Annotated in this window: 15 protein-coding genes and 1 tRNA gene; 9 read left to right on the top strand and 7 right to left on the bottom strand. The window is 62.6% G+C overall.

Annotated features, from left to right (window positions below; genetic code table 11):
* Positions 1-35 precede the first annotated feature (35 nt).
* The 4 genes from ACWAT3_RS11670 to ACWAT3_RS11655 are packed head-to-tail and all read right to left on the bottom strand — an operon-like array spanning position 36 to position 4,123.
* Complete coding sequence (locus ACWAT3_RS11670) at positions 36-1,349, bottom strand: alpha-hydroxy acid oxidase (RefSeq protein WP_460798624.1); 1,314 nt, start codon at positions 1,347-1,349, stop codon at positions 36-38.
* A complete protein-coding gene (locus ACWAT3_RS11665; RefSeq protein WP_460798622.1) occupies positions 1,342-2,202 on the bottom strand; it encodes a 3-keto-disaccharide hydrolase in 861 nt (286 codons plus the stop codon). The genes ACWAT3_RS11670 and ACWAT3_RS11665 overlap by 8 nt, the downstream gene beginning before the upstream one ends.
* Positions 2,199-3,077, bottom strand: coding sequence for a hypothetical protein (locus ACWAT3_RS11660; RefSeq protein ID WP_460798620.1), 879 nt, complete (start codon positions 3,075-3,077; stop codon positions 2,199-2,201). Before ACWAT3_RS11660 ends, ACWAT3_RS11665 begins: the two co-directional genes overlap by 4 nt.
* Positions 3,074-4,123 (bottom strand): Gfo/Idh/MocA family protein, encoded by a 1,050-nt coding sequence (locus ACWAT3_RS11655; RefSeq protein ID WP_460798618.1) that lies wholly within the window; start codon positions 4,121-4,123, stop codon positions 3,074-3,076. Before ACWAT3_RS11655 ends, ACWAT3_RS11660 begins: the two co-directional genes overlap by 4 nt.
* A 275-nt stretch (positions 4,124-4,398) precedes the next feature.
* On the opposite strand from ACWAT3_RS11655, the gene ACWAT3_RS11650 reads away from it, so the two are divergent.
* Positions 4,399-5,376 carry an aldo/keto reductase gene (locus ACWAT3_RS11650; protein ID WP_460798616.1) on the top strand — a complete coding sequence of 326 codons (978 nt, stop codon included), beginning with the start codon at positions 4,399-4,401 and terminating at the stop codon, positions 5,374-5,376.
* 67 nt (positions 5,377-5,443) lie between these two features.
* On the opposite strand, the gene ACWAT3_RS11645 is transcribed toward ACWAT3_RS11650, so the two are convergent.
* On the bottom strand, positions 5,444-6,721 hold the full coding sequence (locus ACWAT3_RS11645; protein WP_460798614.1) for an ROK family transcriptional regulator: 1,278 nt from the start codon (positions 6,719-6,721) through the stop codon (positions 5,444-5,446).
* 1,060 nt (positions 6,722-7,781) lie between these two features.
* Between ACWAT3_RS11645 and ACWAT3_RS11640 the strand changes: the two genes are divergently transcribed.
* The 4 genes from ACWAT3_RS11640 to ACWAT3_RS11625 all read left to right on the top strand — a co-directional run bounded on the left by ACWAT3_RS11640 (position 7,782) and on the right by ACWAT3_RS11625 (position 12,156).
* Positions 7,782-9,146 (top strand): MFS transporter, encoded by a 1,365-nt coding sequence (locus ACWAT3_RS11640; RefSeq protein ID WP_460798613.1) that lies wholly within the window; start codon positions 7,782-7,784, stop codon positions 9,144-9,146.
* A 17-nt stretch (positions 9,147-9,163) separates the two neighbouring features.
* On the top strand, positions 9,164-9,922 hold the full coding sequence (locus ACWAT3_RS11635) for a haloacid dehalogenase type II (RefSeq protein WP_460798611.1): 759 nt from the start codon (positions 9,164-9,166) through the stop codon (positions 9,920-9,922).
* 72 nt (positions 9,923-9,994) lie between these two features.
* Positions 9,995-11,011: a LacI family DNA-binding transcriptional regulator gene (locus ACWAT3_RS11630; RefSeq protein ID WP_460798609.1), complete on the top strand. Its 1,017-nt coding sequence runs from the start codon at positions 9,995-9,997 to the stop codon at positions 11,009-11,011.
* 1,072 nt (positions 11,012-12,083) lie between these two features.
* Positions 12,084-12,156 (top strand) — tRNA-OTHER (locus ACWAT3_RS11625).
* A gap of 327 nt (positions 12,157-12,483) precedes the next feature.
* Here ACWAT3_RS11625 and ACWAT3_RS11620 read toward each other — a convergent pair.
* The gene (locus tag ACWAT3_RS11620; RefSeq protein WP_460798976.1) at positions 12,484-13,329 is read right to left on the bottom strand and encodes an IS1249 family transposase; all 846 of its coding nucleotides are present in this window, start codon (positions 13,327-13,329) and stop codon (positions 12,484-12,486) included.
* A gap of 317 nt (positions 13,330-13,646) precedes the next feature.
* Between ACWAT3_RS11620 and ACWAT3_RS11615 the strand changes: the two genes are divergently transcribed.
* Positions 13,647-14,839 (top strand): IS3 family transposase gene (locus ACWAT3_RS11615; protein WP_460798607.1). Its coding sequence is split into 2 segments (ribosomal slippage): positions 13,647-13,931 and positions 13,934-14,839, totalling 1,191 coding nucleotides; the frame shifts between segments, so codons are not numbered across the junction.
* Between the two features lie 389 nt (positions 14,840-15,228).
* Here the strand turns inward: ACWAT3_RS11615 and ACWAT3_RS11610 are convergent.
* Positions 15,229-16,167, bottom strand: a complete 939-nt coding sequence (locus ACWAT3_RS11610; RefSeq protein ID WP_460798605.1) for a family 43 glycosylhydrolase — start codon at positions 16,165-16,167, stop codon at positions 15,229-15,231.
* 244 nt (positions 16,168-16,411) lie between these two features.
* Here ACWAT3_RS11610 and ACWAT3_RS11605 point away from each other — a divergent pair, with 244 nt between their 5' ends.
* The 3 genes from ACWAT3_RS11605 to ACWAT3_RS11595 all read left to right on the top strand — a co-directional run.
* Positions 16,412-17,806 carry a Gfo/Idh/MocA family protein gene (locus ACWAT3_RS11605; protein ID WP_460798603.1) on the top strand — a complete coding sequence of 465 codons (1,395 nt, stop codon included), beginning with the start codon at positions 16,412-16,414 and terminating at the stop codon, positions 17,804-17,806.
* Between the two features lie 91 nt (positions 17,807-17,897).
* The gene (locus ACWAT3_RS11600; protein WP_460798601.1) at positions 17,898-18,482 is read left to right on the top strand and encodes a DUF624 domain-containing protein; all 585 of its coding nucleotides are present in this window, start codon (positions 17,898-17,900) and stop codon (positions 18,480-18,482) included.
* A 2-nt stretch (positions 18,483-18,484) separates the two neighbouring features.
* Positions 18,485-20,004 (top strand): extracellular solute-binding protein (locus ACWAT3_RS11595; protein WP_460798599.1); only part of this gene is annotated, 1,520 nt, incomplete at its 3' end.

The following is a 20,004-nucleotide window of genomic DNA, read 5'->3' as shown; positions in this document are numbered from 1 at the left end:
TGGATGTCGGTATCCAGGGGGCTCTCGCGTTGTTCCTAATCGTGGAGGGAGGCGTCGGGAGAAGCGAGCCAATGGCGAGGAGCGTCCACGTAGCTCTCGTTGAGGTCGCGGGAGTGGGATGCGCCGAGAAGCGCCAGCGTCTGCCGAAGCTCCTGTTCGAAGATTGAGATCACTCGAGTGACGCCCTGTTCCCCACCAGCAGCAACTCCGTATACCCAGCTGCGAGCAACGGTAACGGCAGTAGCGCCCATAGCGAGGGCCTTCGCGATGTCGACCCCCGAACGAATGCCGCCGTCGAGGAACAGCTCAGTCTCGCCCGCGAACTCGCGCGCGATTCTGGCGAATGCGCTGACGGAACTCGGGAGTCCGTCGAGTTGACGGCCGCCGTGATTCGAAACAATGATGCCGTCGACGCCCGCGGACAGGGCGAGCCGGGCATCTTCGACAGTCGTCAGGCCCTTTATGTAGAGAGGCCCATCCCAGACTCGGCGCAGCCAAGCCAGATCTTCCCAGGTCGCAGTCAAGTTGGAGAGTTCACGATTGATGAATTCGCTATGCGATGTACTGCTGTCCCCTTCGGCCACGCCCTGGAAATTACGGAATCCGATCGCAGGCGGCTGCATCATATCGAGCATCCACCGCGGTCTCCGAGCGGCCTCTACGGCGTTGCGAAACGTGACTCGCGGGGGGATCGACATGCCGTTTCGGAGGTCGCGAATTCGGTTCGCGTTCAAGGGGACATCGACAGTAAGCACGAGGGCGGAGCAGCCCGCCGATCTGGCGCGCGCGACAAGATTCTCGATCAGGCTTCGGCTCCGCCAAAGGTAGAGCTGGAACCAGAGCGGCCCGGTCGCCACGTCGGCGATCTCCTCTATCGACCACGCCGAAGAGGTGCTGATCGTGTAGGGAATTCCACGAGCACCTGCGGCCTTTACCGCGGAGAGCTCGCCTCCGTTGCCCACAACGCGCACGAGGCCAGCCGGCCCGAGCACGAGCGGGAGCGGGAACTCCTGGCCGGCGAACGCGGCTGATGTATCCTGCGCGCTCACATCGACGAGTGTGCGAGGTCGAAATCTCACCTCGTTGAAGTCGGACTCGTTCGAACGGAGCGTTGTCTCGTCGCCTGCGCCGCCTTCGACGAAGTCGAAGATCATCTTGGGCAGCTTACGGCGCGCTCTGCGACGCATATCCTCGATGCTCGGCACCGCGGGAATGCCGGAGGGCCCCGATGGACTCAGGATCAACTTGACGAACTCAGTCAGACCCGACAACCGGTCCATTCCTGCGCTCCTTTCGGTTCGATTCGAGACGTGTTTCTCGTGCTCGGCTTGCGGGTGGTCGTTACTCATGCGCGAGCTCTTTCACCCGAATGTTGCGCCAGCGGCAGGCGGCTCCTGGACCCCATCTCTTTTCACCCATCGCGACGTCGTTGTCGTGGACTTCGAGCCCGATGTGCCCGCTCGGGCCGAGGAAGCTGGCCACTGCGTCTGCGTCATAATTCGGCGCAGAGATGGTTGCGAGGTTGATCGCGGCGATTTTCAGACCGTTTATCCACACGGTGGCGGTCGGCTTCGCACCGACTACGCGAATCCTGAACTCGTTCCAGTCGCCGAACCGCCAGGTAGCGAGAAAGTCATCAACGTCACTCACGTAGGTCAGCAGACCGCGCTTCGCATCGTCGATTGGCTGAAGCGATGTCTTTGGATCGTCCTCTCGCAAGCCGACCGGCGTTCCTGAGGCGTCGTACTCGGCATCTAGTGCGAACGGTACGCCGAGAAAACTGCCGAGCCCGTTGCCGTAAAAGCCGCCGATGGAACCGGACTGTCGATGATCGACGAGGACCTGCAAACCGTGGAAGCTGTCCGGACGCTTGCGAACCATGATGCCGGTATCTGCCGGCCAATCCGGTTTCGCCTCGATGAGAAGCTCGAAGTTGCCAAACTTGCGTTCGCTGACAAGATATCCCCCCCAACCACTGCCAGGTTCGTCCTGGCGGCCGACGATTGCACCATCCTCAACTGTCCACTTGGCGGCGTGGGCGGCAGCTCTCTCGTTGTAGTCGGCGGGAAACCCTGGACGCAGCTCCTGCAGGGTGGGGCCGCCCGGCCACATTTCTCCGTAGGTTCGTGGGGTCGCGAACCAGCCGTCGAGGTTCTCGCCATTGAAGAGCGGCACGAAGTCGTCGTCGTCGAGATCGGTCATGTTCTTTCTGTTCTCCTCGCGGTGGCTCGGTCTGTGGATGCGCGTCTATCGCCGCGTCGGGCGATATCCCGGGCGATTGTCCTGTAGCGAATCATCGCTGGGACGTCGACGAGCGGTGCTTCGCCGTTGGAGATTGTGCGGTGAAACTGCACGAGGTGGTCTCGAGCAGTCGTCTCGTACGCGGATGGCCACGTGAAGCGGCCGTCCGCGTCCTCTCGCATGAGCTCGCTCGTTTGGGCGGACCGAGGCGACTGATGTGCGAATCGCCAGTGCACGTCTGCGCCGAACAAATGAAGTTCGATGCGATCTTGCGAACCACCGACAATCCCGGTGAGGTTTGCCTCTACCGTGCCGAAGCGGCCGTGGGCAACGTAGCCGGTATCGGCGAGTGTCGTCCGCTCCGAGTCGAAGTTCGACAGGCCGAAGAGATCCAGCAGCGCCAGTTGCTCGACGAGCATCCCCTCGGTGGGGAGTCCCTCGCGGTCGGAATGCGTCATGACACATGTCGCGAGGGTGAGGCGCTGCCGGTCCCCTCGAAGCTGTTGATCCGCAGTTTCGCGGATCCGGTTCCCAGAATGATCGAGCAGGAAACCTACGGGTGCTCCGCTCGCGGCCTGATCTGCGAACCACTCGAGGTGTTCGACGGTGAGATAGGTCACTTCCGTGACGAGCACAGGAGTGTTCAGTTTTCGCGCCTGCGCGGCAGCCGCCTGAAATCGCGGTGATGACGCGGAGAGCGTTGTCGCGGAGCCGTCGGATGCCAACTGCTCGCTGAGCCGCAGAGGCATCGAGGCGATTGCCTCCCGCAAGCGTGCAACCGTGAGCGATGGTGTTGCGGGATCGATACTTATGCTTCTCAACACTGTCATGGTCACGCTGCCCCTTCGAAGTACGCTCGTGCGCCGTCGATGATGTCGAGCGCGAGACGAGTCTCGGCTATGACGTCATCGAGGGCCACAGAGGGTTCGCTGCCGCGCGCGACATCGGCGACATGTCGCCATTGCGACTCGTATCCGTTCATTTCGGAATGTAGAAGGACGATGTCGCCGTCGTGCTCGAATGTGGCCCGACTTGAGCCTGCGTGAACGAACGCAGGGGGGGACGCTATGAGCATCCGGTCTCGCCCACTCCATGCCTCGAACGCCCAGTCGGTCTCCCATGGCCCGGGCATGAGTGCGAGAAGCTCTGCGGCGCGTCTCCCATCGGAGAGCGTGATCGCGTATCCCCACGGCATCAACCAGCGAGCGTCAGTGACGCTCGTGAGCCCCGGCATGAGCGAATGCACCAGAGGTAGAGCATGCGTCGCCAGCCCTAACACCGACCCCGAAAAGGCGTTGTAGCGTCCTTGCGGCGAGCTGAGATCGTTCGGCGGACGCGGGCTCCGGGGGAGAAGATCTTCCACGCGTGCCTGTCGCGTCGGATTCAAGGGGAGGAACATGGTCGATCGGACGAACGTTGCGGTGAGAGCTTGATCTCGCCATCGAATCAACGCGGATCGCCAGGCGTCGTCGAAGGAGAGCATCGCCCCGACCACGAGACGCGTGCCGTTCGCCCGTGCCGCGTCTTCGATGGACGCAAGTTGGTCATACGACGTCGTGAGCGGCTTCTCGCAGAACACAACCTTCTTGCCGGCCTCACATGCGGCTACAACGTGCTGCGCATGCATATCGTCCGGTGAGCACACTGCGACGACTTCGACGTTCGGATCCGCAAGCAGGAGGTCCACGTCGGTAAGTGCGGCAGCGCCGACCCGGGTCGCCACTTGTGCCGCCGTGTCAAGGTCGCGCGACGCGATCGCGATCGTTCGGAGCTGGTCCGCACAACGCATGAGGACGGGAAGGTGGACGGCTTGGGTTGCCAGGCCAGCGCCGATAATGCCCACCCCGACCTGTCGTCGATGAGGTGACATCGGGATGTTCATCGGCTTCACCAATCGTCGTTGAGTTGCGGAGTCACTCCTGCTAGACCTTCACGCGTATGCGCGCCGACCTTCCCCGAGACTAGAGCACGGTCCCGAGTTAGGCAACCTATGGTAAGTAAGATTCTTCTTTGATGTGTGGCCGTGAAGCGTGATTGACGCAGACTTACTTTCTTACGTACTATCAGGTATCTGGTTGAAGCGAAGGTGTCGAAGCGTTGCGCTGACTCGTCGTTCGCACTGATTTTGAAGTTCGTCAATGTCGAGGAGGACACAGCATGGAATTCGCCCGGTTAGGAACATCCGGTTTGAAGGTGAGCCGCGTCGCACTCGGCTGTATGGGATTCGGCGACGGATCGCGTGAGCCGTGGACCCTGGACTCGGAAGGCGCGGCTCCAGTCTTCAAGCAGGCGCTTGAACTAGGCATCAACTTCTGGGATACAGCGAATATCTATAGCTTTGGTGCCTCGGAGGAGATCGTAGGACAGGCGATGAAACAGCTCACCCAGCGGGACATGATCGTCCTCGCGACGAAGCTGCACCGTCCGATGCACAGCGGGCCGGGCGGTGGGGGACTCTCCCGAAAAGCGATACTCGAACAGCTCGATGCGTCGCTCACTCGGCTGGGTACCGACTACATCGACCTCTACCAGATTCATCGATTCGACGATGAGACTCCGGTCGAAGAGACCATGGAAGCGTTGCACGATGTCGTGAAGGCCGGAAAGGTTCGCTACCTGGGTGCGTCCAGCATGTGGGCTTGGCAGTTCGCAAAACTGCAGCATGTCGCCCATACGAACGGGTGGACCAAGTTCATCTCCATGCAGAGTCAATACAACCTGCTTGCGCGTGAAGAAGAGGTCGAGATGTTCGAAGTCCTCCGTGATCAGGGTGTCGGCGCGTTGCCGTGGAGTCCGCTTGCTGGTGGCATGGTTGCACGGCCCTGGGGGGTTGGCAGCGCGACGAGGCCAGACCGAGACTCGAACATGAACTTCTCCGGATACTCACTCTGGCGCGAGAGCTCGAAGGTCATCGTCGATGCAGTCCAATCGATCGCGGAGCATCGTGGCGTTTCCATGGCTCAGGTCGCGTTGGCCTGGCTCATGAAGAACCCGACCGTGACCGCACCCGTTGTCGGAGCGCTCAAGCCGCACCACCTCGCAGATGCCGTCGCCGCCCTGGACCTCGCGCTGACTGGTGAAGAACTGGCCGCGCTCGAAAAGCCGTATGCCCGTCGTCCGCCGACGTGGGTATGACAGGCGGATCTCGTCGCGAATACAATCACTGCCTGCGCTTCGGATGAGCGCAGGCAGTGAGCTTCGTCTACGCGCCTTGGTGCGGAGTGAGCTCCCGATGGAGAACGAGAGATGCGGCTCCGAGAGCCCCCGCATCCGCCCCGCCGGCTCCAAGGCGAATCGTTGTGGTGTGTACGTCACGCAGAAATCCGACCGCGTTGACCTTCTCGTCAATTGCGGCACGAAACTGTTCGCCGAGTTGTGTGAAGCCGGGGCCAGTCAGCGTGATGAGATCGAGATCGAGCGCATTGACGAGATTTATGATTGCGGTGGCGAGGAGCTCGGCCACACGTTCGAAGAGCTCTACGGCTTCTGCAACGCCGCCGCGAACGGCCTGGGCGAATCGATCATAGATCTCACCGAACTCCATGTCTGGCGTCACGCCGCACGCGACGCGGAGTTCAGCGTCGTTTCGCACGCGCTCAGTGATCGCGTGGGGACTGCCGACGGTCTCGAGGCATCCGCGTCTCCCGCACCAGCACACAGCCCCGGCCGGATCCACGATGGTGTGGCCGACACTGCCCGCATTTCCTGAATATCCGCGATAGAGCGAGCCATCGATGACGATCCCACAACTCACCCGATACGCGAGGTAGATCGTCGCAAAATCACGCACCGAACTTCCAGATGTCCAGTACTCGCCGAGAGCCGCGCAGTTCGCATCGTTTTCGCGGGTGGCGGCGATACCGGTGAGTCGGGAGAGCTCTGCTTCTGTCGGGTAGTCCTCCCACGCCTTGATGTAGGCGTCGTCGTTGTCGCGTTCCGTTGGTGCGCCTTCTCGCCCGCCGCGCGCGACGCCAACACCGATGATGGATTCGGGATCGACGGCTCGTCGTTTGAGGAGTCGGTGCAGCGCCGCGGCGATTCGTTTGACGACAGCCGGAGGATGCTCGGTGCCCATTCCTCGAATCTCGCTTCTCGCCACTTCAGTGCCATCGAGTGCACATATCACGATGAGGCAGCGGGCTACGTGCACCGAGATGCCGACAGCGTAAAGTCCTTCGTGATTGAGGCGAAGCAAGATTGGTCGTTTACCGCCGGAAGATTCGGCCAAGCCGGCCTCTACGACGAGGCCCGCCTCGATGAGGGATTGCGCGATGACAGAGATCGTCTTTTCTGTCAGCGCGGATCGGCGCGCAATATCGGCGCGCGTGATCTGGCCTTCGACGCGGATCAGATCGAGAACCGCGCTGCGTGTTTCGGCGAATGAGCGACCTTTGAGGCGCTGGGTTCGGTCGCCGCTCTCGGGCGTGCGAGAGTTCCGATGCGGTACGGGAAATGATGTGTCTGATGACGCCTGTGGCATCGAGTCATCCTGTTCGTCCGATACGGATCGTGTCAGTGCCGACGTAACGTTCGACGTACTCGGTGGACACCGAGTGAACGGACCGTAAGTAAGTAAGACTAGCGCTATGCCGGGACTCAGCAAGGAGCATTAGTGCTCTTGTGCGTTTGTCCCAGGGTCTTGCGTCCCCGTCAGCTGGCTCGGCCAACGCGTTTGCCGAGCAGGCCGAGAGCGAGTGTGCTCACAGCGATCACCCTCGCCGTTGTGTGGACGTCTTCGGCGTACCCGCGCAAGTATGGTTCGAGCCCGTGCTGGATGGCGGATCGGCGGGACTCCACCCAGGAGTCAGCGGCGCGGGCAAGACGCATGCGAACGAGGCGAGCGGTGGCCTCTATCTTCGGTCGAGGAATCCTTGAGACATGCTGCGAGATCGCGAGGGTTGAGATGGGCGCCGCGCTCGCGAGATGCCGCCAAACCGTCGCATGAAGCAGCGGAGCGCTTCGACGAGTGCCCGCTCGGTCGAGAACATCGACGTGATGGCGCAGCCAGCTCGGAAGTTCCTCGCGTTCTCGGAGGGGCGGAAGTTCGGGCATTGCACGTATGGGTGGCGACGCGGGGTGGGTGCTCGTCGTGCCTGTGAGTGCGGCTAGGAGACCAGCCATCGTTGCGCTATTCGCCCTCGAGTATGCGATAAGGACGCGCTGCGCCATAGGGGAGTCGGGGGCACGCAGGCTGTGTGCCAACTCAGGCGTGATGCTCCGAAGGATAGATGCCGTCTCTCTGGGACGGATGAAAGGGCGAGTCGCGTCCCAGGTTGATTGCAGATCGGCGGGCGAATGGGCGAGCATCCGCCACACCGACGTCACGAATGGCTGCCCGGTAGCCTCGCGGATCTCGGCGAACAGAGACGCGTTGAGGCCTGTGGCTTCGCGCTCTGGCATGGCGGCAGCGGCATCGTGTTTCACTGTGGGGCCCTCACTTGCTCTTCTCATCTGGCGGGAATACGTATACACTGCCTTACGGCGGAGCGATCAGTCAACGGTCGCCGCTTGTATCTGGGTTACACAGACAACGAGGTCTCATGTCAAAAAGCAACGCGCTGACCGTCGAACGATCAGCGATCCGAAAGGTCGCCACGCGGCTCGTTCCATTCGTCGCGCTAATGTTCTTCATCAACTATCTCGATCGCACTGCCATCGGCTTTGCCGGACCGAACGGGATGAACGAGGATCTCGGCCTCAGCGCGGCTCAGTTCGGTTTCGCCTCCGGCATCTTCTTCGTCGCATACATCCTGCTTGAGGTGCCGAGCAACGTCCTTCTCAACAAGTTTGGCGCTCGCCGATGGCTCGCGCGCATCATGGTTTCGTGGGGCATCGTTTCGGTGCTCTTCACTTGGGTTCAAAATTTCGAGCAACTCGCCGTTCTTCGCTTCCTTCTCGGCGTAGCTGAGGCCGGGTTCTTTCCTGGAGCCATCTTCTTCCTCTCGTTGTTCGTGCCTGCGAGGCACCGGGCGAAGATTCTCGCGCTCTTTTATGTGGCACAACCGCTCACGACGGTGATCGGCGCGCCGCTCGCAAGTGGGCTGATTGCGGCGCACGGGCTGTTCGGACTAGAAGGCTGGCGAGTGATGTTCCTCGGAGTCGGGATCCCGGCGATTGTGGTTGGTGTCATCGCCTGGTTCTATTTGGTGGACAAGCCGGCCGACGCGAAATGGCTGACGTCTGCGGAGCGTGACTGGCTTACGCAGGAACTCGAGACCGAACACAACGCGAAGACGGAAGGCAGCGGGCGCGACCCGCGCGTGCGGGACGCGTTCAAGAGCGGACGTGTGTGGGCGTTGGGCCTCGGATACTTCGGGCTCGTCTACGGCTTCTATGCCCTTGCGTTCTTCTTGCCCACGATCATCGCTGGATTTGAGGAACAGGGCGGCGAGCCGCTCAATGTTGTTCAGCGCGGTCTCATCACGGCGATCCCGTATCTTCCAGCAGCGATCGCCCTGCTCGTTTGGTCGTTCTACGTGAATCGCGTTGGGATTAAGATCTGGCATGTCGCGCTACCGGCGGCGATCGGCGGCCTGAGTATTCCGCTGGCCCTCTTCGCGGGTTCACCGGTGGCAACGGTGGCCGTCATCACGGTCACTGCATGCGCAATCTTCATGTCGTTCCCGATCTTCTGGTCGATTCCGTCCCGTTTCCTCACGGGCGCCTCAGCTGCAGCAGGAATTGCGCTCATCGGTGCGATCGGAAACCTTGCGGGTTTTGTCTCGCCATACGCGACCGGTGCGCTGCACGACGCCACCGGCGGCTACGAGGTCCCCATGTTCGTCGTTGGGGGCATGATGCTCATTGCCGCGCTCACGCTCGTGATCCTCGGCCGCCGGGGCATCCAGAAATCCTTCGTTGACGCGTCGAAGCGTGTCGAGCCCACAACCGTCGTAGACGCATGACCCAAGCGGGGGTTCTAGTGAATGCATCACCGTACGTATCCCCAAGCACGGGGCGACGCGTAAAGGCCGTACTGTTTGATACGTTCGGCACCGTCGTCGACTGGAGGAGCGGCGTTGCCGACGCGGTCGGTCCGTTCCTCGCATCGCACGGTGCGCAGGTCAACCCGCACGCGTTCGCAGACGAATGGCGCGCGCAGTACGAACCGTCGATGCAGCCGATCCGGAGCGGCGAAAGATCGTTTACGCCACTCGATGTTCTGCACCGCGAGAATCTCGAGCGAGCGCTTGAGGTCGCGGGAATCGATGCTTCCTCGGTGCCTCATGATGAGCTCGCGCACCTCACCAGAGCGTGGGAACGGATTGGTCCATGGCCCGACAGCGTGGCTGGTATTCGAGAGCTTGGTCGCCGATTCATTGTCGGGCCGCTTTCGAATGCCAATACCGCTCTCCTCTATTCGATGGCAGAGTACGGTCAACTTCCGTGGTCGATAATCCTCGGGGCAGACACGACGCGTGCGTATAAGCCTAGCCCTGACGCGTATCTTTCGATGGCGGCGTTGCTGCGTCTAAAGCCCGGCGAAGTGATGCTCGCGGCTGCCCACAACTACGATCTTGCCGCGGCCCGTGAGGCTGGCCTAGCTACCGGCTTCATCCTGCGGGCGCGTGAATTTGGTGAGAAGCAAACAACAGATCTCGAACCCGAGCAGATCTGGGATGTGCACGCCGAGTCGATTACCGACCTCGCCGCGCAGATGACGGGCGCAGGCGTCGTGTAGCGGCCAACGCGCGCCCGATGCCAGTCGCCGCATAAGCTGATTCGAAGCCGAGCGCGATGAAGAGGGTGAGCGATGGTCACTAGCCGGGATGTTGCGCGGGTCGCGGGAGTCTCGCAAGCCACTGTCTCGCGCGTTCTGAACGACAGCAAAACGGTCAGTCCAGAAGTGCGCGAACGTGTTCGACGTGCGCTCGATGAGACTGGCTTCGTTCTCAACGCGCAGGCGAAGGCGATGCGGACAGCGCGGAGCGGCGCTATCGGACTTGTTACGAGCGACATTCGGAATCCGTACTTTCCGCTGCTTCTCGATGAGCTCACGAAGGCGGCGAATAGCCGAGGAGTGAAAGCTGTTGTCTGGGACGACACAACCGCGGACGGTCGATATGCGCTTGACGGGTTCGCGGCTGGATCCGTAGACGGGCTGGTGCTGACGTCGCTGCACACGCAGTCGACGGTGGTGGAAGCGCTACAACGGAGGAATGCACCATTCGTGCTGTGCAATCGTGCTCCCGACCTTGTAACGGCCGACGTGGTTATGGCAGACCATGAAGGCATGACACGGTCGATGGCGGAGTATCTGATTAGCGCGGGTCGGCGCAGCTTCGCTGCGATCTTCGGGTCGCCGACGTCGGTGGCGACGTCGCGAAGAAGAGCTGGATTCTTCGAGGCTCTGCAACGCAGCGGCATTCGCGTGCCAAAGGAGCGCGTCCGGAGCGGGGGGACGGATTACGAGTCTGGCGTCACGGCGGCCCGCGAGCTCGTAGCGAGCGGCGAACGGTTTGACACACTCTTCTGCGGGTCGGACATCATCGCTTACGGGGCGCTTGATGCGCTGCGACGACTAGGCGTGTCAGTTCCCGGAGACGTTTGGGTAAGTGGCATCGACGGACTCCCGATGTCTGCCTGGGGTTCGTTCGATCTAACGACAATTCAACAAGACGTTCCCGCTATCGCAGGCAAGACCGTCGAGACTCTGCTCGCACGCATCCACGGCGATGTGAGCCCACCAGTTCGTCATCTCGTGCCCACGGAACTCATCGTTCGCGGGTCGACGGCTCACTTTAGCTCGACGCTTCCTTCTCCGGCCTAGATGTCGGCGGATGGTGAGTTCCCCCGGAAGAGACCGGAGCACCCAGAGAAGCGGCTTCTGGTGAGTTCCCAGTGGTGCGCAGTGTCAGGCGAGTGGCAGTCCGAATGTCTCGCAGAGAACCACGTAATCACGCGCATCTCAGGTGCTGCCTGGGAAGCATCAGGGGTGTTCGTCGAAAGCCCGAGAGCGTCGGGTCCACCCGGCTACGGTGCTGCAACAGTCTCATCCGGCCTGAGAAAGTCTCAACTGAAATGAGAACTCAAAGTGGAGGGGCTGACGGGAATCGAACCCGTGCTATCTGCTTGGGAAGCAGAGGGACTACCATTGAGCTTCAGCCCAGCTCGGCCGTTTCGCGGAATCTCGCGGCCTCCAGATCGGCGCCAGTAGTGCGGTGATGCTCGGATCGTGGGCACTGAGGACCTGGAACACGCGGTCACCTTCAGAATGCTGGGCAAGTAACTCCTCCGCCACTGCGAGATGCCATCCTAGGTTCGCCGCCCTCTTCGCGAAGAGCAACGCGACCGGTCCTGGTCTGTGGCCAATGGTCAATCAGCGGGAGAGCATGCTGAGTTGGGCGACGGCTGGGGCACGCGCCAGGCTGTGGACGCCGATGACCCGGGTCGGGGGATCGAGCGTGCGTACAACCCCGTCGCGGACATCACGGCCAGGGTCTCTCTACAGACCTGGGTGGACACGACATGGTCGCCGGTACGGCTGTGTGGCTCATCGTGATCGCCACCGACAGTCCGCAAAGCAAGACCGCGAGGCCTGCAAGGCAGGCGGCGAGAATGCCCACGCCTTGGTTCTCATTTCGGCATTCTCCCGCGCCGCGGCTATTGTGGGACACCCCTAGGTGGCTCCAGGTAACTGGAACCATCCCCACGGTCATGGCTTCGGCGACGGATCCGAGTGTCCGAAAAGTGTCCCGTGCATCCCGAGAAGGCTGAGTTTCGAGTGATCGGCCGAGTCTCCCGAGCCTGGGGAGCGCGCCCTCGGGGATCGCGAGTTCCGCGGAATCACGCGGATCCCAGTATCTTCAAGGGCACCAGAAACCGTGCTCGAAAGAAGCGGCGGAAACCCGGGAATCACCCTGCTAAGGTGGAGTCCTCGCAAGGGGACCAGGGGTTCAAATCCCCTCGTCTCCGCAGAAAAACCCCCGGTTATCCGGGGGTTTTCGCGTTTGTGGATGTGTCATCGGGGGGGGTATCGGGGGTTATCGGCCAAAAGGAGTGGATAGGGTCGGGCGTTTTATCCGCGCCCTGCCCATCCGGCTCGTTCCCAGAGGCCTTCGCCTGCGTCGAGGCCGGTGTCGTAGAGGGCTGGGCCGCCGATGTCTTCGGGGATGGGCTAGTCGTCTTCGTCTTCGGGGTCGGGTTCTGGTGGGGGCGCGAGGGCGAGGGTGAGGGCTTCGTCGAGTTCCATTTGCCGGAGCACGAGGAACCATTCGACGGCTCGTTGACGGTGCGCTTCGCTCATGCCGCGGTGGCGTCGTTGATCCCGCCCTCCAGGGGGCTGGTCGTGCGGGGGTTGCCGTATGTGATCCATGTGAACAGGACACCGTCTCGGGTGACTTTCCGGATCAGGAGCCAGGCTTTGCGGAGCCGGTCGTGGGTGAAGCCCCATTGTCCGTTGCGGAACATCGTGCGTTCCCGGGTGAGGTGTCCGAAGGTCTGCCACCACTGTTCGAGGTGGAGTTGCCACCCGATCGCGTCGTCCTCGTCTTCGATCTCGCTGAGTCGCATCACGAGGCCGCGGAGGGCTTTGCCCGCGGGGGTTCTCGGGTTGCGGGTCAGGTGTCGGGTGGTGTTCATCTGCAGGTGGAAGATGCACCGCTGATGCTTCGTTTCCGGCCAGGTCGCGCGTAACGCGGAGGGGAGCCCGGATCCGCCGTCGGAGACGATCACTCCGGGCGCGGGAATCTGGTCCAGCAGTGCTGTCCAGGCGGCGGTGGTCTCTCGCCCGCACCATTGCCAGGCCAGCAGGTCGCCTTTGTCGCTGATCGCGATCAGCAGGCACCAGGTGCCGATCCAGATCCCGTCGACGAGCACGGCGTGATGGATAGTCTCGGCCGGGATCGGGCGGGGTTGGATGCTCCAGCACCAGGCCGTGTCGCGCCGGAAGGTCCGCCCCGTCGCGGTGCCGTCGATCTCGGCCTGTGTGAGTTTCCCCGTGATCCACCGCACGAATCGGCGCAGCTGCTCGCGACGGGTCACGTCGGGGCGTTTGCGAACCGATGACGCCCCGCACTCCGGACACCGCCACCGTTGCGTCCCGGAGCGATGCCGGCCGTTCTTCACCAGGCGAGCACCACATAGCACGCATGTCGTCAAGTTCGAGGGAAGGTCCACGAGTAAGCCTCGCAGACCATGCCGGTCCCCGATTCACCCCGGAATCACGCGCCTAGATCAGAAACCTATCCACTCCTTTTGGCCGATAGCCCGGGGTCGAGGGTGAATTCGGCGAGGATTTCTCCATTGGTCTGGCAGGCGATGGTGGCGTTGTTGTTGTGGATGAGGGCGATGATTTCGGTGCGGGCGTGGGCTCGTCCTATGCCGAGGTGGAGGAAGGGTCTGATGCAGGAACAGGTGGCATCGAACGTGGCTAGCCGAGAGGGCTGGCCTGGAAGGATGTCATCATGCCCAAGCCGTTTCCCAAGGAGTTCCGGGACGACGTGATCCGGGTCGCGGAGAATCGTGATCCGGAAGTGACGCTCGCGCAGATCGCGAAGGACTTCGGAGTTCATGTCGGGACTCTTGACAAGTGGATGCGTCAGGCGCGGATCGAGGCCGGCGAGCGGCCGGGTGAAACGAAGTCGGAATCCGCGGAGTTGCGCGAGCTCCGCAAGCGCAACCGTCTCCTCGAGCAGGAGGTCGAGGTTTTGCGCCGCGCGACTGCATATCTGTCCCAGGCTCATCTGCCGGGAAACGGCTCTACCCGCTCGTGAGCGAGCTCGCCGCCGATGGCATTCCCGTCGCGGTGTCGTGCCGGGTATTGACGCTCGCTCGCCAGCCCTACTACCGCTGGCTGCGCGATCCTGTGACGCGCCGGGAATTCGAGGAAGCCTATCGGGCGAATGCGCTGTTCGACGCTCACCGCGACGACCCCGAGTTCGGGTATCGGTTCCTCGCCGATGGGGCCCGCGATGAGGGCGAGGCGATGGCGGATCGAACGGCCTGGCGGATCGCATCCGAGAACGGCTGGTGGAGCGTGTTCGGGAAGAAGCGCGGCAAGAACGGCAAGAAGCCCGGCCCCGCCGTTCACGACGATCTCTGCGTTGCCATCGACGAGCACGGGCGCGAGCGTCACCAGTTCATCGCGGACGGACCGAACCAGCTCTGGCTGACCGACATCACCGAGCACAAGACCGCCGAGGGCAAGCTCTATCTCTGCGCCGTCAAAGACGCGTTCAGCGGCCGGATCGTGGGCTACTCGATTGACTCGAGGATGAAGGCGTCGCTCGCTGTCCGCGCTGTCCGCAATGCCGCCCGGATGCGCGGGAACGTGAACGGCTGCGTCGTCCATTCGGATCGAGGATCGCAATTTCGTAGCAGGAAACTGCGCCGAGAACTCAGCCTCCACAATCTCGTGGGATCGATGGGGAGAGTCGCGTCATGCGGCGACAACGCCGCGATCGAATCGTTCTTCAGCCTGCTGCAGAAGAACGTCCTGAACCGGCGTTCCTGGGGCACCCGCGAAGAGCTGCGGATCGCGATCGTGACCTGGATCGAGCGCACCTATCACCGCCGCCGACGCCAGGCCCGCCTGGGCCGTTTGACGCCCATCGAATTCGAGACCATCATGAACGAACACCTGGCCCTCGCGGCCTAACTAGAACTGTCACCTGTTCCTGCATCAGACCCGTCCTCGACGATGAGTGTCGCGAGCCGTAAACGAGCGCGCGGAGTAAGAGCAGCGTTAGCGTGGGACACGAAGGCCTCCGTGTTGCGGGAGCGGTTTCTCGACAGCTCCACTCTCGCAACCGGAGGTCTTCACCTCTCAACAGCTCACGCGCGATTCACGTCACAACGTCCCTGGGACATCACAGCTAGGGCAGGAGATCGGGGAGATCTGAACTGTCTCGGGTTCGTCCCCAGGTGCTCTGCAACGGCCGTACATCGAGTGGCGGCACCGGAGAATTGCGCTGAGGGCGGTATCCGCACGGCGGCCGAGGGGACGGGGCTCCCAGAAGTCGTCCGAAAGTCCCATCCGTGCTCGGGTCACTTCAGAAGATCTGCGATGCTCCAGCGATCGCGCCACTGGAGGTCGACGTCCTCTCCACTGATGTGAAGTGGTAGCCAGACTGGGGGAGAAGATTCGAGATTGCTCCGCGTCCAGCGATCGCCGATGTAGATGAAACCATCGCCGACGGGGGCAACGACGCTCACCTGAGAATCGTATGTTCGTGTGCAGGGCGGTGCGATGTCGCGCCACGGCGACCAGGGGCCTGAGAGCTCCGGCGCGATCGCGTACTTGTTGTCGTTTAAGTCCCATCCGGTGAGGTCGGAGCCGAACAGGAAGTAGCGCTCGTCATGCTTCACCAGGGTGGGCGACTCGTATCCGAGGTGCGGCCGGTCCTGCTGGCGCAGGGTCGCGACGATCGACTCGGCGCTGAGGTAGTCCTCGCGCAAACGGTAGATGTGCAGGCCGTTCCTGCGATCCTCGGAGAGGAGGTAGCCGACACCGTTCTCCTGATACACGCCGATGTCTCGCGTTTCGTTTCCCAGAGGCTGCTCGCTTCGCTGAAACACGTAGGGACCCACGGGGTTGTCGGCGATGGCGTAGCCGACACGAGCCGTCTTGTAATCGGGGGTGTCGAGGTGCACCAGCATCACCCAGGTACCGTCGGGTCGTTGCAGAGCCTTCGGGCGCTCGACGATGCGATCCGGCGCCAGCTCGCCTGAGCCGGCGACCAGCGATTCGCCCTCGAATCGCCACGTTGCGAGGTCGCTGGACGAATAGCAGACGACAGCCGTGAAGCGATCGTCGGCGGCCTTGTCCTCTCCCCAGGCATACCATCGATCCTCCACGCGCTGGAGGCCGATGCCATGGAGCTGAGCGACTCGGCCTCGATCGTCGATGAACACCTCGCCTGGGACGATCTCGGCTGGGCCGCTGGGGTGTGATCTGGCCGCTTCGCGACCGGCAGTTGATGGCACTTCGTTCCTCTCCTTGATGCCCTGGGCCGCTCGGGCGGCAGGGGTCGCCGGTCACCGTACTACGAATTTCAATCGTCTTGCAATGCATGGGTGTAAGCGATGTCCGATTCGGCGGAATCTCGGACGACCGTATGACTATTGGGCAAGACCATGGAAAAAGCGATGCTTCCCCTGGCGCAGGACGTCCGCGGGTGCTACGGTGAGGAAACGTTTTCTGAAATCGCTGTCCTTCAAGGGAGAATGAATGAGCATCCATCGCTATGCCGTCGTCGGGGCCGGCGCACGGTCTCATCTCTACATCGATGCCATTGCGGGCGCCTACTCGGACGTGGCTCAGCTCGTGGCGCTTTGTGAGCCGAACGAGGTGCGTGCGGCGTACGCCGTTGATCGCGCCGTACTGGCTGGGGCCGCGAGGCCGGCGGTGTGGCACCCCGATCGACTCGAGGAGATGATTCGTGCTGAGAAGATCGATCGAGTGATCGTCACGGCCCGTGACGATCTCCACGCACCGCTCGTCGTTCGCGCACTCGATGCGGGTGTGGACGTCGTCGTGGAGAAGCCGCTCACGATCGATGCACCGGGTGCCTCCGCCATCGAAGAAGCGGTCACCCGGACGGGGCATGAAGTCCTCCTGACGTTCAACTATCGCTACTCGCCGCGCAACAGTGCTCTTCGTCGCGTGATTCAGGATGGCCGGATCGGCGAGGTCGTGTCGATCGATTTCCAGTGGATGCTGGACACGAAGCACGGCGCTGACTACTTCCGCCGCTGGCACCGGGACAAGGCGCGTTCGGGGGGTCTCCTGGTGCACAAGTCCAGCCACCACTTCGATCTCGTCAACTGGTGGATCCGATCGACGCCGCGACGAGTGTTCGCATCGGGCGGACTGCGATTCTACGGTGCCGAGAACGCCGCGCGTCGTGGCGAGTCCATTCGCCCGAATCGGGGGACCCATGACGGCCCCCACGCCCCGTTCGAACTCGACCTGCGTGAGCATCCTCTGCTGACGGCGCTCTACCTCGACGCAGAGCCGCACGATGGCTACGTCCGCGACCGCGACGTCTTCGGCGACGGCATCTCGATCGAGGACAACCTGGCCGTCATCGTCGACTACGAGTCCGGAGCTACCCTCAGCTACTCGTTGAATGCGCACTCGCCATGGGAGGGGTATCGCGTGGCCGTCAACGGGACACGAGGGCGCGTGGAGCTCGAGGTCGTCGAGAGAGGAGCCGTGCTCGAGGGGGAGGGACTCCTCGCCGTGGTTGATCCGAGTGCCGCCGACGGTCAGCCGTCTGATTCTCAGCGACCGGCGGGTGAGAAGCTGACGCTCCAACTCCACTGGCAGCAGGCGGCACCTGTGCCGATCGCCTCGGGCGAGGGCGGTCATGGCGGTGGCGACGCCATTCTGCTCGCGGACGTCCTCCGGGGTCGGGGAGAGGACCCGTTGGGGCGCACGGCCGACTGGCGGGACGGCATCCACTCGATCGCCGTCGGCATCGCGGGCAACAGGTCGTTGGAGACCGGGCAGCCTGTTGAGGTCGCTGACCTCGAGATCGGGCTTCTCTCGCAGCCCGTCGAGCGTCGACCGCTCCTCAGTCAGAGTAGCGGCCCTGCAGCTGTCGGTGCGATGCGGCGCTGACCTGGACGATGGAGACAGGAGGACCGCTCGCGGCGGGCCTATATGGGCGATACGGCTTCACACGGCCGTCGAATGGGTGTGGTGGGCGGCGATGATGAATCTGCTCTGGCTCGTGTTCGCCGTCGCCGGTGGTGTCATCGCGGGGGCGACGACCTCGGCGGTCGCTGCGACGGAGTTGACTCGTCGACGACTGCGTGGTGGGTCCTTCCCTGTCTTCCGCGAGTACGCTCGCGCCTGGCGACGCTGCTTCCGGCGTGCGAACGTCGGACTCACGCCCGTCGCTGCATTCAAGATTCTGCTTGCCGTGAGTGCTGTCGGCCAGTTCAGCGCGCGGGCCCTGCACGCGCCGTTGGGTATCGCGACCTCGGTCGCGCTGATTCTCACATTCGGTGTCACGGCGATCGGAACTGCGATGCTCGCGCACTACGAACTGCCGGCGGGAGCGCTGGTGAAGGCCGCTTCGCGATGGGCGTGGCACCGTTTTCCGGACCTGCTGCTGCTCGTCAGCGCGGCCGCGCTCGTCTTCGCCGTGAGTCTCCTCGTGCCCGGCGTGGTCCCATTCCTGTCCGTCGGTTCATGGATCACGGTCAGCACTGCGCTGTGCATCGGGTTCTTCCAGGCCAACGAACGTCGTCTCCTCGAACACACCATCTCGATGAAGAGAAAGAAGGAATAAGCATGATGCGAAAGAAGCTCTTGACAGGCATCGGTGTCGTCGGCGTCACCGCGCTCGCCCTCACCGGATGCTCCGGCGACGGGGGCGAGGACGGTGACGTCGCGGAGATCGATAATCTGTCGATCATGGCCCCGTATCTCGTGACCAGCGCACCGGAGGAAGGCGGTCCGATCGAAACCGCTGTGGAGGACCTGATCGGCGCGGACCTCGACATCACGTGGGTACCGGGTGCTTCCTACGGGGACAAGGTGAACATCACGCTCGCCGGGGACGACCTGCCGCAGGTGATGGTGATCCAGTCCAAGGATCCGTCGTTCGTCCGCAACGCGGAGGCCGGCGCATATTGGGATCTCACGGAGTACCTCGATGATTACCCGAATCTGAAAACCACGCTGCCGGATGTGCAGAACAACGCGAGCGTGAACGGGCACGTCTACGGAATCTTCCGTGGTCGAGACGTCATGCGGCAAGCGGTGATCATCCGCAAGGATTGGCTCGACAATCTCGGGCTGGACCTGCCGGAGACGACCGAGGATCTGTACGAGATCGCCAAGGCGTTCACGGACGAGGACCCTGATGACAACGGGATCGACGACACCTATGGGATCACGATCCCGAAGTGGCCCGCGCCGATCGGAACGAACAGCCCGTGGGATGCCATCGAGACCTGGTACGGCGCCGGCAACCGCTGGACCGAGCGCGACGGCGAGCTGGTTCCGAACTTCACCACCGACGAGTGGCTCGAGGCCGTGCAGTTCGAGCGCCGGCTGGTGGAGGAAGGACTCGTCAACGGCGACTTCGCGACTCTCGACCCGACGAAGTGGGACGAGCAGTTCCTCACCGGCAAGGGCGGGATCATCGTGGATGTCCATTCGCGCGCGACCGTGTTGGCCGGGCTGTTGAAGCAACTGGACCCTGAGAACTTCACGTCTCAGATCACTGTGACAGGCAATCTGATCGGTCCTGACGGAGAGCTACATGCCCTGCCGACAGCGGGCTACAGCGGCTATCTCGTGATTCCCAAGGCGCAGGTCCGGACCGAGGCCCAGTTGAGAGGGGTGCTCGAAGTGCTCAACAAGCTCAACTCGTTCGAGGCAGGAGTGCTGTTGAACAACGGCATCGAGGGCGTCACCTACGAGCTGGACGGCGATCTGGCCGTCCGTCTCGAGGACGCGCCTCAGCAGCTGAAGGACGACGTGCTCAGCTTCTCCCAGCTGGGCATGAACGTCAACGGCTATCAGGCCCACTGGCCGAAGCAGCCCACCGACTTCGAGCAGGAGATGTACGACAAGCGCAAGGCTCTTGAGGTGTCCGATCTGGAGCATGCTGTATTCGACCCGGCGGCGGCCTACGTCTCGGACACCTACGTGTCCAAGGGCGCGCAGCTGGACACGATCATGACGGATGCCCGCATCCAGTATCTCGCCGGCTATATCGACCTCGATGGCCTGCAGGATGCCATCGACCTGTGGCGCTCGAGCGGCGGCGACGCCGTGACCGCCGAGATCAACGAGCTGGCGGA

Source organism: Microbacterium sp. GXF0217, from assembly GCF_054798195.1.
This window is presented reverse-complemented; position numbering and strand designations above follow the sequence as displayed.